The organism is Halomonas piscis, from assembly GCF_031886125.1.
In the GTDB taxonomy this organism is placed as follows: Bacteria; Pseudomonadota; Gammaproteobacteria; order Pseudomonadales; family Halomonadaceae; genus Vreelandella; species Vreelandella piscis.
This window is the reverse complement of the sequence record NZ_CP119391.1, coordinates 3084894-3100404: the sequence shown is the minus strand read 5'-3', so window position 1 is coordinate 3100404 and position 15511 is coordinate 3084894. Positions and strand designations below refer to the sequence as shown.

General features: G+C 64.2%; 11 protein-coding genes and 3 pseudogenes. 4 read left to right on the top strand and 10 right to left on the bottom strand.

Annotated elements, in window-relative coordinates; all coding sequences use genetic code 11:
- Positions 1-3: 3 nt before the first annotated feature.
- From P1P91_RS14565 to tmpA, 5 genes are read right to left on the bottom strand one after another with little or no spacing between them, the layout of a single operon-like run.
- Positions 4-744 (bottom strand): class II aldolase/adducin family protein, encoded by a 741-nt coding sequence (locus P1P91_RS14565; RefSeq protein WP_311883537.1) that lies wholly within the window; start codon positions 742-744, stop codon positions 4-6.
- Entirely contained in the window at positions 741-1688 is a 948-nt protein-coding gene (locus P1P91_RS14560) for a glycine betaine ABC transporter substrate-binding protein (protein ID WP_311883535.1), read from the bottom strand. Before P1P91_RS14560 ends, P1P91_RS14565 begins: the two co-directional genes overlap by 4 nt.
- Positions 1689-1741: 53 nt before the next feature.
- Complete coding sequence (locus P1P91_RS14555; RefSeq protein WP_311883534.1) at positions 1742-3337, bottom strand: 5-guanidino-2-oxopentanoate decarboxylase; 1596 nt, start codon at positions 3335-3337, stop codon at positions 1742-1744.
- A complete protein-coding gene (locus tag P1P91_RS14550; protein ID WP_311883533.1) occupies positions 3334-3951 on the bottom strand; it encodes an HD domain-containing protein in 618 nt (205 codons plus the stop codon). Before P1P91_RS14550 ends, P1P91_RS14555 begins: the two co-directional genes overlap by 4 nt.
- The gene (gene tmpA, locus P1P91_RS14545) at positions 3948-5066 is read right to left on the bottom strand and encodes a 2-trimethylaminoethylphosphonate dioxygenase (RefSeq protein ID WP_311883532.1); all 1119 of its coding nucleotides are present in this window, start codon (positions 5064-5066) and stop codon (positions 3948-3950) included. The genes P1P91_RS14550 and tmpA overlap by 4 nt, the downstream gene beginning before the upstream one ends.
- 103 nt (positions 5067-5169) lie before the next feature.
- On the opposite strand from tmpA, the gene P1P91_RS14540 reads away from it, so the two are divergent.
- The gene (locus P1P91_RS14540; RefSeq protein WP_311883531.1) at positions 5170-6174 is read left to right on the top strand and encodes a GlxA family transcriptional regulator; all 1005 of its coding nucleotides are present in this window, start codon (positions 5170-5172) and stop codon (positions 6172-6174) included.
- 61 nt (positions 6175-6235) lie between these two features.
- On the opposite strand, the gene P1P91_RS14535 is transcribed toward P1P91_RS14540, so the two are convergent.
- Positions 6236-9088, bottom strand: a complete 2853-nt coding sequence (locus P1P91_RS14535) for an ankyrin repeat domain-containing protein (RefSeq protein ID WP_311883529.1) — start codon at positions 9086-9088, stop codon at positions 6236-6238.
- Positions 9089-9319: 231 nt separating this feature from the next.
- Here P1P91_RS14535 and P1P91_RS14530 point away from each other — a divergent pair.
- Positions 9320-9805: pseudogene (locus P1P91_RS14530) on the top strand (helix-turn-helix domain-containing protein); the annotation flags it as partial.
- Positions 9806-10087: 282 nt separating this feature from the next.
- Here the strand turns inward: P1P91_RS14530 and P1P91_RS14525 are convergent.
- On the bottom strand, positions 10088-11122 hold the full coding sequence (locus tag P1P91_RS14525) for an IS110 family RNA-guided transposase (protein ID WP_311883528.1): 1035 nt from the start codon (positions 11120-11122) through the stop codon (positions 10088-10090).
- 100 nt (positions 11123-11222) lie between these two features.
- Here P1P91_RS14525 and P1P91_RS14520 point away from each other — a divergent pair.
- Positions 11223-11747, top strand: a pseudogene (locus P1P91_RS14520) (IS630 family transposase); the annotation flags it as partial.
- 21 nt (positions 11748-11768) lie between these two features.
- Here the strand turns inward: P1P91_RS14520 and P1P91_RS14515 are convergent.
- From P1P91_RS14515 to P1P91_RS14505, 3 genes are all read right to left on the bottom strand, one after another.
- Positions 11769-12083, bottom strand: a complete 315-nt coding sequence (locus P1P91_RS14515) for a DMT family transporter (protein ID WP_311883527.1) — start codon at positions 12081-12083, stop codon at positions 11769-11771.
- A 19-nt stretch (positions 12084-12102) separates the two neighbouring features.
- A complete protein-coding gene (locus P1P91_RS14510; RefSeq protein WP_311881765.1) occupies positions 12103-13359 on the bottom strand; it encodes an ISL3 family transposase in 1257 nt (418 codons plus the stop codon).
- 81 nt (positions 13360-13440) lie between these two features.
- Positions 13441-13800, bottom strand: coding sequence for a DMT family transporter (locus tag P1P91_RS14505; RefSeq protein ID WP_311883525.1), 360 nt, complete (start codon positions 13798-13800; stop codon positions 13441-13443).
- Between the two features lie 154 nt (positions 13801-13954).
- Here P1P91_RS14505 and P1P91_RS14500 point away from each other — a divergent pair.
- Positions 13955-15485: pseudogene (locus P1P91_RS14500) on the top strand (AAA family ATPase); the annotation flags it as partial.
- Positions 15486-15511 lie beyond the last annotated feature (26 nt).

Here is a 15511-nt window from a genome sequence, read left to right as displayed (position 1 = left end):
CCCTCAGTATTCGGGGGAAATGTCGTCGTCGGGCAGGCGGCGCCGCTCGGCCTGCCAGGCGCACGCGGTGCCGTGGGGGCTAGCCGCCCAGGCTTCGTACTGGCGGGCGACCTTTTCCGCAAGCTCGGGGGACGCCAGCCGCAGCGCCTGCCCGGTGGCCTGGGCAGCCAGCTGGGTCTGGCAGCTGCGCTCCAGGTCGCGCATGCGCAAAAACGCCTCGCCGACGCTGCGTCCGCAGGTCAAGAGGCCGTGCTGGCGCAGCACCATGGCCGAGTGATCGCCGAGGTCGGCGGTCAGCCGCTTGCGCTCGTCGAGATCCAGAGAAATGGCTTCGTAGTCGTGGTAGGCCAGGCGGTCGTGGAACTGCAGCGACCACTGATTCAGCGGCAGCAGACCTTCCTCGAGGCACGACAGCGCGACGCCGGCGACGGTGTGGGTGTGCAGCACGCAGGCGACTTCGGGACGCGCCGCATGGACGGCGCTGTGGATGGTGAAGCCGGCCGGGTTGATGCCCAGCCCCGCGGGGTCGTCGAGCACTCTGCCCTCGGCGTCCACGGTCACCAGGCTGTCGGCGCGGATCTCCTCGAAGCGCAGCCCGAAGGGGTTGAGCAGGAAACGCTCGCCGGGCAGGCGAGCGGAGATGTGGGTGGAAATGCCGTCGTCCATGCCGTCCAGGGCGATGAGACGGTAGGCAGCGGCCAGGTCGTGGCGGATGGCCGCCTCGGACTCGGAGGTGGTGTTCACAGGCTCTCCTTGACCGCTGCCAGGCCGTCTTCGCCGTCTCGGGTAGTCACGCCCTCGAGGAAGGTGGCGACGCGCTCGGGGTGGTCGGCCAGCCAGTCGTGGGCCACGGTTTCCAGGTCGCCTTTTTCCAGCCCGTAGGCGCGGATGAACTCGCTCTGCTCGTCGGCGGACAGCACGAACTGATCGAGCAGCTTGAGCATGTTGGGGTTGGCGTCGGCGTAGCGCTGGGTGACGATGGTCTTGACGTCGCTGCTGCCGTTATCGTCGCCGTAGACGCCCTCGGGGTCGTCGAGAATCTCGGTGTCGAATTCCGGCACCATCCAGTGGGGCGTCCAGCCGTAGAAGATGATCCAGCGCTCTTCCTTGGCTGCGCCTTCGACTTCGCTGAGCATGCCGGGGGTGGAAGAGGGCTTGCCTTCCCAGTCGCCGAGGCCGTAGACGTCGGCGTCGATGGCGTCGTTGAGCATGTCGGTGACCGTGGAGCCGTTTTCGATGCTGTAGACGCTGTGGTTGAAGCGCTCGGCTATCTCGGGGTCGGCCAGCTGCTCGGCGCTGGTGATGCCGGCGTCAGCCACGTAGCCGGGTACCGCAAAGCCCATCCGCGCGCCGTTGACGTTGTTGCCCAGGTCGACAATGGTGCCGCTTTCCATGGCGGCGTCGTAGCTTTCCTGCTGGGCGGGCACCCAGCCGGCCAAAAAGGCGTCGCTGTCGCCGTTTTCCAGGGTGGAGTAGCCCACCGTCGAGCTGAGCTGCTGCTTTTCGGTGGTGTAGCCAAGCGGCTCGATCAGCTGGGAGAGAATTTCGCTTTTGACGGTGACGCCGGGCCAGGGCGGCACCACCAGGCGCAGGGTGTCGTCTTCATCGGCGGCGAGGGCAGAGCCGGACAGGCTCAGTCCGGCGATCAGGGTCAGGGTCGTGGCGGTGCGTTGTAGTGTCGTGTTCATGCGTCAGACGCCTCCTTATCACGGGTGAAAAGCGGACGATGTCGAGCGCGGTGTCAGAGCGACGCGGCCCAGGCGGCCGCATCGACCTCGATCAGCAGCGGTGAGTCGGCCTCGTCGAGCCGGCCAAGCGCTGCGTGAAGGCTGGCCGGGCTACCGACATGAGCATGGCGGCAGCCGTAGGACAAGGCGAGGGACGGGAAGTCCGGCGCGGTGAGGTCGACGCCAAGGTGCGGCACCTCGCTTAGCGACATGTAGCGGCGGATTTCCTCGTAGCCGTTGTTGTTCCAGATGATCACGGCCACCGGCCGGCCCAGATCCCGGGCGGTACCCAGCTCGCCGAGCACGAACTGCAGCCCGCCGTCGCCGACCAGCGCCACCACCGGCAGGTCGGGCTGCGCCAGGGCGGCGCCCAGGGCGGCGGGCAGGCCGTAGCCGAGAGTGCCAAAGCCGGTGGCGGCGTTGAACCAGCGCCGCGGAGCGGGCATCGAGGCGAGGAAGTTGCCGGCGTAGACCGGGCCGGTGGAGTCGCCCACCAGAATGGCGTCGGGCAGCGCCTCGTTGAGGGTGGTGAACAGCGGCGCGTAGGGCGCCAGTTCCGGATCTTCCGCCAGCGCCAGACGGCGGCGTACGGTCGCGGCGCGCTCGGCGCCGTCGCGCGCGGCGCTTGCCGGCAGACGCTCGGCGAGCCCGCGCAGGGTTTCGCCGGCGTCGGCCTGGATGGCGAGATCGGCGGCCTGGTTGCGGCCCAGCTGCTCGGCGTCGATATCGACCCGGATCAGCTTGCCGTCGAGGTGGAAGTCGCCTTCGGCGTCCAGCTCGTAGTCGGTTTCGCCGATCTCGGTGCCCAGCGCCAGCACCACGTCGGCGCCGGCAGCCAGGCAGCGCGCGGCGGGCAGGCTCATGGTGGCGCCCAGGTCCAGCGGGTGCTCCCGGCCCAGCACGCCCTTGGCGTTGATGGTGGTAAAGGTCGGCGCGTCGAGCTGCTCGACCAGCGCCCGGGCCGCCTCGGGGTAGGCGGCGCTACCGCCGCCGAGCATCACCAGCGGACGCTCGGCGTTGCCGAGCCAGTTGCCGGCAAGCGCAAGCGCGGCGGGAGCCGGCGCGGGGGGGAAGACCCGCGCCGGCCGCGTGGGCTCCGTCGGCGCCGGGGCGTCGATGATGTCGAGGGGAATCTCGATATGCACCGGCCCCGGGCGCGCGCTTTGAAAGACGGCAAAGGCGCGGGCCAGCACCTCGGGCAGCGCCGCCGGGTCGTTGAGGCTGTGGCTTAACCGGCTGACCCCGGCGAGCGTTTCGCTCTGGTGGGGCATTTCGTGCAGCCGGCCCTGGCCGCGGCCGAGCGTCGGGCGGTGGTTGGCGCTGGAGATGACCAGCATGGGCACCGAGTCGGCCAGCGCCTGGCCCATGGCGGTGGCGATATTGGTCATGCCCGGGCCGGTGACGATGAAGCAGGCGGCGGGCTTGCCGTTGGCGCGGGCGTAGCCGTCGGCCATGAAGCCCGCGCCCTGCTCGTGGCGCGGGGTATGGTGGGCCAGCCGGCTTTGCCCCAAAGCGCGGTACAGCTCGATGGTATGGACGCCGGGAATGCCGAACGCGGTGTCGACCCCGTAGGATTCGAGCTGCTGGATCAGTAGCCTGGCACAGTTCATACGCTTTCCTTTTCGTCGGTGACCGCCGGCAGGCCGCCGAAGGGCTCACGACTCAGCACGCGCTCGACCATGGGCACGAAGTGCTCCAGGGGCAGGGTGTCGTAGTCGGGGTCGAAGCTGGCCTGGTCCCAGCGGTCGCAGAAGCGCACCGTGCGCTCGTAGGCCGGGTGGTCGCGAAACTGCTCCCGGGCGTGACGGTCGAGGCCGAAGAAATGGCGGTAGTGGTAGCCCTGGAAGAGCTCGTGGTGGCGGATCATCCAGGCGTTGAGCGGATCGATGAAGGGCTCGAGGATCCCGGCGGCGATCTCGGCGTGGTTGGCCGGCGAAAGATCGTCGCCGATGTCGTGGAGCAGCGCGCAGACGATCATCTCCTCGTCGGCGCCGTCGCGCAGCGCCCGAGTCGCGGTCTGCAGGCTGTGCTCGTAGCGGTCGACCGGATAGCCGTGGGTGTCGCCGGCCAGGCGGTGGAGGTGCTCGAGCACCCGCCGCGGGGCATCGGCGACGTAGTCGCGAAAGCGATCGTCGATCAGCGCCCACTCGTCGTGGCTGGCCTCGCCAAAGTGGCGGAACTGTGCCTGGGACTGTGCCTGGGAAGGATTCTGTGTCTGGCTCATGCAACCTCCTCATCGTTGCGGGACGGAGACAGCTGGCGACGCAGCACCAGGCGGCGGCTGGCGGTACTGTCGCGATCCACGTAGCCCTGGCGCATGTGGCGGACGCCGCCGGCCAGCTCGTAGGCGCGCCGGCCGTGGAAGAGACGATAGTTGTCCATGATCAGCATCTGGCCGGGGTTGAGCTTGAGATGCACGGTCAGCTCGTCGCCGGTGATCAGCTGATAAAACTCCTGGCGCGCGGCGTAGTAGGCTTCGAGCTCGTCGGCGGGCAGCGCCGGCACCCGCTCGGTGCGGTTGGAGTAGCGCACCCGAACGGTTTCGCCCCGGCTGTTGAGCTCGATCAGCGGCCCTTCGCTTTCCAGGTGGGTGGTGTCGTCCCGGTAGCAAAAGGTGGGCCAGACCCGGGTCAGGGCGTCAAAGGCGTCCGGATTGCGCTCGCGGAGCACTTCGGCCGCGCGGTAGCCGTCGACCAGGGTGTTGTCGCCGCCGTCGGCGGCGTTGGTCAGACAGTGCAGCCAGATGTAGCCGGGGATCGGGTCGCGGTAGGGGTTGTCGGTGTGGGGCTCCAGGCCGCGCTGGGTCATGGTCAGGTCGTAGGCGTTGGCCACCGACTTGACGTCGGCGATGCCGCCCCAGTTGGTGCGGCGCAGCGGCCCGATACGCTCGATCAGCGCCTGCATGCCGTCCTCGGTAGTGGGGACGTTGGACACCAGCACGAAGCCGTAGCGGTGCAGCCCCTCGAGCATGTCAAGCAGCGCGCCGTCGTCGTCCAGGGCGGCGTTGAAGTCGGCCTCGGGCGTTTGTTCGAGGGTGGCGTCCCAGAGCGGTTTTTCCGCTTTCTCCGATGAGGTGTCGAGCAGCGTGGCCAGGTCGAACTCGGCCCGATGGCCGTCGCTGAAGCTTACCGCGAGCTGCCGGCCGTCGGCCTTGGCCTGCTCGATGCGCAAGTCCAGCGGCAGGTCGGCGGCTTCGATCAGGCGCTGGCCGGTGCGCGGGTCCAGGGTGTCCTCGGCGGGGCTGCGCTCGCGCAGCCAGAGCGCGGTGAGCTCCCGGGGTTGATCCTGGTAGTCAACGACCAGACGGCGGTTGTCGGCAACGGTTTTGACGTGAGTCATGGCGACATCTCCACAAGCGTGCTACGGGTGACGGGCATCTACCCTAGTCCGGGGCAGGGGAGATGACTTGATAAAAATAGACTTTTTGTTGATCATTTTAGCCATGAGCGACACTTTCGACCCCGCCTGGCCCTATCCGCGCCCCGACTCGCCGCCGCTTCTCGCCCCCGAGCAGGCCGAGTACACCCTGGACGTTTGGGTGGTGCCCAGCTTTTCGATGCTGACGCTGTTCTGCCTGCTGGAGCCGCTGCGGGTAGCCAACCGCTTCGGCAGCGACCTCTTTGCCTGGCGCCTGCGCTCGCTTGACGGCGAAGGCGTGGTGGCCAGCAACGGCGTGCGCATCGAGGTCGACGGCGAGCTGGACGGGGTGGCCGACGACGCCAGCCTGATGGTGGTGTCCTCCTATCAGCCGGAGGTAGCCGTCAGCGCTCAGGACCGCGCGGTGCTGCGCCGGGTGGCGGCCCACGGCGGCTGGCTCGGCGGGCTGGATACCGCGCCGTTTATTCTGGCGCGCGCCGGGGTGCTGGAAGGCTATCCGGTGGCGCTGCACTGGGAGAGCGCGCCGGCCTTTCGCCGGGAGTTTCCCCAGCTCGAGGTCAGCTCGTCGTATTACGAACTCAGCGCCCGGCGGCTGACCGGCGGCGGCGGCGTGGCGAGCATCGACATGATGCTCGCCTGGATCGGGCTTGCCTACGGGCCGGCGCTCGCCGACGCCGTCGGCCGGCAGCTGATCTACCAGCGCCACGAGCGCTCGCCGGTGGATCTCGACGTGCGCTATGCGCATCTGCCGCGCAGCGTGGTGAAAAGCCTGACGGTGATGGAGGCGAACCTGGCCAGAACGCTGCCGATCCCCGAGATCTGCCGGCTGGTGGGCCAGTCCCAGCGCCAGCTGACGCGCCAGTTTCGGACCCATTTCGGCGAGACGCCCAAGCAGTGCTACCTGGGGATGCGGCTGGACCGCGCCCAGCAGCTGCTCGCCGGCAGCGGCTGCCGGACAACAGAAGCCGCCGTAGCCACCGGTTTTCAGCACCTGGCGCACTTTTCGCGCGCCTACCGCGCCCGCTTTGCCGAATCCCCCCGGGAAACTGCGGCCCGGGCGGTGGAATAAGCGGCGTCAGTCCTCGCCGGCGGATCGCCGAGGCAGCAGCTGCCTTGAGGCGGCGCGCTGACTATGCCTCCCCGGGCCGATCCGCCTCCAGGGTACGGCGCAGGGTGTCCAGTCTGTCACGCTGCCACCGATCATGGTCGTGCAGCATGTCGGCGCCAAACCGGTGAGCCTGCTGCGAGGATAGGGTTTCCGCGAAGCGGCGGATATCCAGGTCCTCCAGCGGGAAGCGCTGGTGTAATGGGACCCACGCCGCGCCGTCGCGAAGCTTCAGGGCCGGGTTGAGCACGTAGTGGCCGCGTTTCACTCGCAGGAACAGCTTGCGATTGTAGCGGTCTTCGCGCCGGATCTCGTTCTTGGCGAGGATGCTGGAGAGATATTGTCGGCGCTTGCGGCGCGGCGGCAGGACCCGGTCGGGAAGCCGGGCCACCCAGGCCTCGATATCCTGGGCGGTGTAGCCTTGGTGCCATACCATGGCCGGGCCGAGATGGCGATAGAACATGGCCTGAAGCAGTTCGAGAAGGAAGGTCTCCATGAGCCGGCGATCGAGCTTCACCAGGCGCTCGTCGACCTGCACGCTGAGGCTCGTCGGCGCCAGCAGGGGATAGAGACCGGCCAGGCGCTGGCGGGCGAAGGCGTCGTCGAGCACCGCCTGTTCCAGGGCGAAGTGCAGGGCGGTGAAGCCGTTGTTGGCGGTCAGCGTGGGGTCGGCGCCGCGCTCGATCAGCTGCTCCACCAGGGCGGCGTTGCCCAGCCGCGCCGCGAGCATCAGGGGCGTGAGGCCGAAACGGGTGCGATGGTCCACGCCGTAGCGCTGGGTATCCCGGAACACCGCCGTGGGATGCTTCATCTCGTAGCTCATGAAATGGTTACGATGGAGCTGGCGCACCGCCTTGTTCTCGGTATCCAGGGCGGGCTTGAAGCCGGCCTCGGCGAGGGCGTTCAGAGTGGGACGGTGATGGTGGAGCAGGGCGTATTCGAAGACCTCGAGGCGCGCCTTCTTGCCGCCTTCGGCGAGCACCCGGTCGCGTAGCGCCTCGAAGCCGGCATGGTCCAGCACCGTCCAGGGCACCGGCTGTTCCTCCAGTATCCGCTCGCGAATTGCCTGGGCCTGCTCGTCCTTGCCCTGGAGCTCGAGGCGCCTGGCCTCGTGCTGCCAATCCTCGAGGGAGGAGTCGTCCTGCTCCAGCTGAAGTTCGCCCTCCAGGCTTTCTACCTGCAACAGCCGTAGCAGCGGATGGTCGAGCCGCGTCTCCACCAGGTAAACGTGGCGCACCGCCCGGGTCACCGCCACGTAGAGGGCATTAATGAAGAACTTGTAGATCTCCAGCGATTTGTCGCGCTTGTCCTTGGCGCGGCGGTAGCTGAGCTCCTCGCGTTCCAGCGCCTCGGGGTCCACGCCCCTGGCGATCTCCTGAAACATGTCCGCATCGTCGCTGACCACGTTGTAAAGGATGACGCTGTCGTATTCGAGTCCCTTGGCCTCCTGGATCGAGAAGACCAGCGGGGTGCGGAACCAGCGCCGGGCCTCCGCCTTCTGCGCCGGATGCAGCACCACCACCGCGAACCGCGTGGAGCGGGCGGTGCGGCTATCGAGCTCGCGCTTGAGCACCTCCCGGTTCTCCAGCAGCTGTACCTGCCCCGACTGCTCGACGGCGCTGCGCACCAGGTAGTTGCTCTCGCGATCCACCGAGCCGAAGCGCGCATGCTTGAGCTTGAGGATGCGGTTGGCCAGCGCCGTGACCAGCGGCGCGTTGCGATAGTTGGCGTGCAGGATGCGCACCACCTCGCCGTGGCCGGTCAGATCGCGCTCGTGGAAGAACAGCGACTTGACGCTGGCCCAGGAGAAGAAATTGGGATGCACGATCTGGTTGGCGTCGCCGCTGAGCAGGAACTGACCGGGCTCGCGCAGGGTTTTCAGGATCAGGTAGAGCTGAACGTTGGTGATATCCTGCACCTCATCGACCACCACGAAGTCATAGCCGGGCTGCACCAGGGCGAGGTGATCGTGGGCGACCAGGTTGGGGTCATAGAGCCCTTGTTCCTCGAGAAAGGCGAGGTAGCGCTCGAAGAGGTCATAGACCCGGGGCCGCTCGGCCTCGGGGAAGATCGACTGCTTGACGCCGAGTTCCAGGTACTCCTCCCGCGATCGCCAGCCGCTCTCGGTCACCGGCCCGGTGATCACGCCGCGGATCTCCTCGTGGAGCTTGTGCGGGTCGCTCAGGCCGCTGCCCTGGCGGTGGCGCTGGAACCAGGCCTGGAAGTCGCGGTTCTCGACCTGCCGCCCCTGCGGCACCTGGATGCTTTCCAGCAGCTCCTGGAACGACAGGAAGTCCACCGACTGGTCGGGGTTGTCGTAGCCGTGGGCGTAGTAGAGATCCCGGGCGCTGGTCACCAGATAGGATGAAAGGCTGACATAGAGCACCTCACCGATGGCCTCCTTGAGCTTCTCGAGGATCAGCGCCGTCTTGCCGCTGCCGGCGGAGCCGACCACCACCAGCGGCGGCGACGAGGCGAAGATATCCTCCTGCTCGTCGTCGAAGGTCAGGATCTTGTCGAGCAGGTGGAAGCGCTCGCGGGTCGGGTGCAAGTAGCCCAGGGCCTCAACGTCCGCCTCGTCCGGGGCGTCAAGGCGCGGAATCTTGTCCTCGTCGATCACCGCGTCGCCGGCCAGGAAGCGCGATCGATCGTAGGCGTGATTGCGCAGGTATTCGAGTATCAGGCAGCAGGTCTCGCCCGCGTGCCGGTAAAGCGAGAACAGTATCCGGTCGCGCTTGTTGAGCCGTGCCCGATAGAGGTTGTCGCCGATCTTGCGGACATCGGCCTGCCGAAAGTTGTCCGCTTCCAGGGCGGTGCGCAGCTTCTTGAAGCCGGGGATCGATTCCGTGTCTAGATCGCTATACAGCAAGACTCGCATGGGGTAAGGGCCGTGTTCGTTTGGCGGTTACGCCAAGGTGCTGAGATGTCCTGCCGCGCAGGAGCGTTGACCGTTGCAGAGCACGATTGTTGCAAAGGTCCGAACAGAGAGCAAAGAGGGGTAAGCAAAGCCCAGCTACCAGCGCAGCAGAAGGCGCTCAAGGTGCTTATAAGTGCCTAGGCAAATATTTTCATGCATAATGTCGGTATAATATCAGCTTAGGACGGCAGCATGGCAAGGCGCTTCATCTCTCCTCTGACAGAAACCGACCGACAGGCGTTGACCCATGTCCATCAGTACGGGCAGAAACGCGCCTCGCGCCGTCGCGCTCATGCGATCCTCTTGAGCGACCAAGGCTACACCATCGCCCAGATCGGCGACATTTTGGTGGTCGGAAGAAATACCTTGACGATCTGGTTCAAGAAGTGGGAAGCCTCCGGTCTCGAAGAGCTCGTTGATAAGCCCCGTAGTGGCCGCACCCCAATTCTTGATGACAGCGATCGAGAGCGGCTACAGACCTTGGTGGAGGAGCATCCTCATCAGCTACGCACCCTGCAGGCTAGGCTTCAGGAGGAAACGGGAAAAACCTTCAGCACGGACACCTTGCGCCGGGCATTGAAAAAAAATCAAAATAGCTTCAAGCGCATTCGGCACTCACTAAAGGGCCGACGCGATGAGACGGATTTTCGCAATACCCAAGGCCTTCTGAAAGTGCTTATATGGACCCGTCCTGTTGTGCAAGCCAGAAGCAACAACGCATAAGAGTGAGGACTGCACGCTTATATCCGGCCTATTGATGGCACTTGCCGTGCCTGGCCCTGATGGAATACGCGCTCTCTGCTCTGATCTCCCACTCGGCCTCGTGATGGGCCTGCGCACTTTACAGAGTGACAGAGAGCCGGTCTGACCCGTTATGCCATCGAAGCATCTCGCCTGCGCAACCTCGGGGTTGGGTAACTTATCGTATGCTGAACGATCTCGCCTGTTTATTCGGTATCATTAAGCGGCCTCCTGCGGCTGGTAGCGGCGTTCATGGGCCAATAGCGACCAGCAAATCCGCGCCATCTTGTTTGCCAGGGCCACAATGGCCTTGCGTTGTCCAAGACGCGCCGCTAATGAGCAGGCCCAGCGGGACAGCCGGTCGGGCTGTTCCTGGCGCTGAAACTGGCGTAATGCCGCGCGGGCACCGTGCACCAGCTGCCGTCGAACCTCACCATTGCCGCATTTGGTGATACCCATTAACTGATGGCGGCCACCACTGGAATGCTGGCGTGGCACTAACCCTAACGAGGCGCTGAACTGACGCCCGTTGGGAAACCGTGCCGGATCGCCCAGGTGGCTGAACAACAGCGTGGCGTTGATCGGGCCGATGCCGGGCAGACTCATCAGCCGCTGCATGTCGGCTGACGCTTTGGCCTGTCGCTGCAGCCGCTTGTCATAGCGCGCGATTCGCGCATCGTTCTCGAGCCACTGGTCGAGCAGGTCGTTCAGCAGGGTGTAGAGTTCTTCACCCAGCCGCGCCCGTTGCTCGTCCAGTCGCTCACGGATCACACCCTGGCGTATTACCGCATGCCCTTGCGACACGATCAGGCCAAACTCTCCCAGTAGGCCGCGCAGCTCATTGCCGATGGCAGTGCGCTCGCGCACTAACCGACTGCGCACCCGGTGCACCGCTTGCAGGGATTGTTGCGCTTCTGTCTTGATCGTCACCCGAGGCGTCGCCGGGCGTGCTGCGGCCTCGGCGATAGCCGCGGCATCGCGTGCATCATTCTTGTGGCCCAGCACGAAGGGCTTGACCGCCTGCGGCGGCAGTAGTTCTGCCTCATGGCCCAGCGTGCCAATGTCTCTCGCCCAGTAATGAGCGGAGCCGCACGCTTCCATGGCGACGTGGCAAGGCGGAATTTGGGCCAGCGTCAAGCGTAACTTCTCTCGCCGGACTTGCTTGCTGAATACTTTGTGACCGTGCGCATCCACGGCATGCAGTTGAAAAACGTGTTTCGCCAGGTCAATGCCTATAATGCTAATCTGTTTCATGGATGGATCCTCCTTCACCGATGCCGTCAGTGTTCTGTGCACTGCTGGCTAGATGTTATATCCAGCTTGGCACAGAAGGACGGGTCCATCCCATTTCCAAGAGCAAGAGGATCGAGGCGAACACGAGCTTTACTACTTCGATGAATCCGGCTTTTCCCAGTCGCCATCGATACCTTATGCATGGAGCTCCGTCGGCAAGCCATGGGAAGTGACGGCGTACTCACATAGCCATAGGCTGAACGTGCTGGGCTTTGTGAGCCGAAAAGGGAAGCTGGTCTACCATACGACCACCAAGTCGGTCACCACGGAGACCGTCATCGAGGCGTTTGATCAATTTGTGGCTCAGAAAGACCCCGAGGCCTTCGCCATCGTCGTGCTGGACAATGCCAGTATGCATCGCTCCAAAGCGTTTAAGCGCAAGATTCTGGAATGGATGTCGCATCGCGTGCATCTGGTTTACCTATCCGCTTACTCGCCAGAGCTGAACTTAATCGAGATCCTTTGGCGGCAGGTCAAATACCACTGGCTGCCCCTCAGTGCCTATCTATCATTTGATCGGCTCTGCGATGAAGTCCATCGGCTGCTCAAAGGTTACGGGACGGAACGCACGATTAATTATGCGTAAGCACTTACTACGCCACGATTACTACGCCACGATTTTCAGGCCAACGGCGCCACAGATGATAAAAGTCAGGAATACAAGACGCAGACGGCTCATGGGCTCCCGGAAGAACATTACTCCCATGATGACGGCGCCCGTGGCGCCAAGCCCGGTCCAGATGGCATAGGCGGTGCCCAGAGGGATCTCGCGCATCGCCAGGGCAAGAAAGTAAAAGCCCAATGAAAAGACGACGATAACCGTCAGCAGCCATTTCCATGAGTTTCTTTTCAGGTACATGTTGATGCTGGCAACGCCGAAGATCTCGCCGAAACTGGCAATAAACAGGTAGATCCAGGCCATTTATGGGTTCTTCGTCGTTTCATGTGGATTTGGCCTGATCGAACAGGCGCCCCACCGGGCTGCCAATCAGGTAGATCATGGCGATGAAGTTGGCTTCGTTCCGGTAACCCCGTGCGCGTGACCGAGCCGCCTGAAACAGACCGTTCATGCCTTCCAGTCGTGCGTTCGTCAGTCCCGAAATCCAACGCCTAACCACCGCATCGGCGTGGCGCTCCAACGTCGCCAGGGCCTTTCCCATCGGCTTCAGCAATGGCTTCTCCGAGACCGCCGCCTTCATGACCCTGAGGTAGTGCGTGATGCGCCATCGAGCCGCTCGTGGCGTCGGCGCCTTCTGGATCCAGCGCAGCTTCTCCTTGATCACCCAGGCATCGGACGTGGCGCTCTGGTCAGCCACCAGCTCCTGGAGAGCCGCCAGCTGCTTGGGCGTCAGGTTCTCGTTGTCCAGGCTCTTCAGCAGGGCCCAGCGCAGCGACTTGGGGTGTTCCTGCTCGCGGCGCTCCTTCTTGCGCACCTCGTCTAGCCGCTTGGTGAAGGTCTGCACGATATGGAACCAGTCGACCGTGACCTCGGCCTTGGGAAGGTACTCAGCCACGCCGCTGAGGAAGGCTTGTGACATGTCGCAGACGACCTCGACCACGTTGTCCGGATCGCCGCCATGGGCCGCCAGGAAGGCGCTAAAGGCCTTGATGGCGTCCTTGCCGTGGCCGGGGACGGCGAAGATCACCGGTTCCTGCTTGCGTTGCATATCAAGGAACACCGTCACATAGCGCTGGCCACGCCGGGACGCGGTTTCGTCCACGCCAACGGTGGCCACGTTGCTCAGATCCAGCTGCCCCAGCATCCGACCGACGTAGTGATGCACGATGCGCCACAGCCGCTTGTCGGAGATCTCCAGCTGTCGGGAGACGGCCAACACCGGCATCTCCTTGACCAGTGACATGGCCGCCTGCTCGAACAGCAGGGTGAAGTCGCTGCCCGGCCTCGCCCAAGGGACCTCGATACGCTTGACGCCATGCTCCGGGCACTTGGTACGCGGCACGCGAGCATGCAAGTAGCAGTGATGCTGGAAGAAGTTCAGGTGCCGCCACGTCTTGTCAGCGAAGTCATGAGCCGGACAGGCCTCGCCGCACTCAGGGCAGGGGTAGAGGCTGCCACGCTCGGCCTCGACGTAGAGGTCCAGACGGTGGGGCGATACGGAGGTGTCCAGGTGCTGGTCCTTGAGAATCCAGGGCGCTTCCAAGCCCAGGCCGAGGGTCAGAATCTGGGTGCCGTCCATGTCATACCTCCTGTCGTCGTGGAGGTCATATTCTGGCCCAGCTCAGGGGGCGAATTCCACACCCAACGACGAAGAGCCCATTTATGCACGGTCTCCCTTTGGGCTCGGAGCCTTTTCAAGTGGCTTCCTGTCAGCTTCAGTGGTCAGCTGAACCCCGACAACCCCAACAATGATAGACAGGATAAACAGCCCCTTGAGGAAGGTAAACGGCTCGCCCAGCAGGGTAAAGTCGATGATGGCGATGGCGGCTGCGCCGGTTCCGGTGAAGGTCGCATAGACCGCCCCGGAGGGCAGCACGGCGCAGGCCTTGATGATGAAATAAAAGCTGAAAACGAGCGCAATGACCGTTCCCGACCACATCCAGAGATTGTCTGAATACTTCAAGCCCAGAACCCAGAAGATTTCGACAAATGCCGCCCAGAAAACATAGGCCCAACCCATTAATCGCACCCTGAAAAGTTAACTAACCTTTAAGCGTAGTGAGAATTCATACTACATGAACGAAGATGTTACCGTGTCATGAAGACATTTATTCAGTGTTTTCCTGACTTGTTATGCCACTATACTACTTGAACTCAGGGGGCATGAGGAAATCATGACGGCTCATCCTGCACCGCTTGCCGCTGATCGGCTCTACCGACATTGCGACCCCGATTCGCTGGATTTCGAGACCAGCGACGAACTCAGGGCGCTTGATCAGCTGATTGGTCAGGAGCGAGCGCTAGAGGCGCTGCGTTTCGGCACGGGCATCCAGGGGCAGGGCTACAACCTGTTCGTGCTGGGGCCTTCCGGGGCGGGCAAGCACGAGATCGTGCAGCGCTTTCTACACGAGCGTTCCCGCCAGGCGCTGACGCCTTCCGACTGGTGCTATCTGCACGATTTCATGCAGGGCAGGCATCCACGTCTTATCGAATTACCCGCGGGAAAGGGCGCGCGGTTTCGACGTGATCTCGAGCAGCTGGTCGAGGAGCTGCAGCACGCCATTCCTTCCACCTTCGAGAGCGACGAGTACCAGAGCCGCCTGCATGAAATCCAGCAGGAGCTGGGTCAGCGCCAAAGCGAGGCGTTTCGCGAGATCGGCAAGGAGGCCGAGCAGGATCACATTGCCCTGATCCAGTCGCCCCATGGCTTCAGCTTTGCGCCGCGCAACGACGAAGGCGAGGTGATGGACGTGGAGGCGTTCCAGGCGCTGCCCGAGGAGCGTCGCCAGGCCATTCAGCGCACCATCGCGGTGTTGCAGGAGAAACTGCAGAAGACGGTTCAGCAGATGCCGCGCTGGCGCAAGGAGGTGCAGCAGCGCATCCAGGAGCTTAACGAGGAGATGGCTGCGGCCTCGGTGGGGCCGCTGCTCGAGGAGCTGCGCGAGGCCTATCGTGACCACCCCCGAGCGGTCGAGCACATCAATGCCATCCAGAAGGACGTGACCGAGAACGTCAATGCGCTGATCAGTCAGGAGGCGCCCGGCAATAGTTCCATGGCCTCGGTCTTCAGTCGCTATCAGGCCAACCTGCTGGTGGACAACGCCGAGCAGCAGGGGGCCGCGGTAGTTTACGAGGACATGCCGACTTATCAGCATCTGGTGGGGCGGGTAGAGCATCAGGTGCACCAGGGCGCGCTGCTGACCGACTTTCGCCTTATCCGGGCCGGCGCGCTGCACCGCGCCAACGGCGGCTATCTGATCCTCGACGCCGTCAAGGTGTTGACCCAACCCTTCGTCTGGGAGGGCCTCAAGCGTGCCCTCTACGGGGCGCGGGTCAAGATCGAGTCCCTGGAACAGCTCTACAGCCTGGCCAGCACGGTGTCTCTGGAGCCCGAGCCCATGCCGCTGGATCTAAAGGTCGTGCTGATCGGCAATCGCATGCTGTACTACCTGCTGTGCGCCTACGACCCGGACTTCCTGGAGTTGTTCAAGGTACAGGCGGACCTCGAGGAAGACGTGCAGCGCGATGCGGATACCCAGCGGCTCTATGCGCGCCTGTTCGCCACCCTGGCCCGGGAGGCGAATCTCAAGGCTTTGGGGCGCGACGCCGTGGCGCGGCTCATCGAGCATGCCAGCCGTCTCGCCGACGACAGCGAGCGCCTTTCGCGATCTGCTGCGCGAGGCGGACTACTGGGCCGCCGAGGCGGGAAGCGATCAGGTCACCGCCGAACA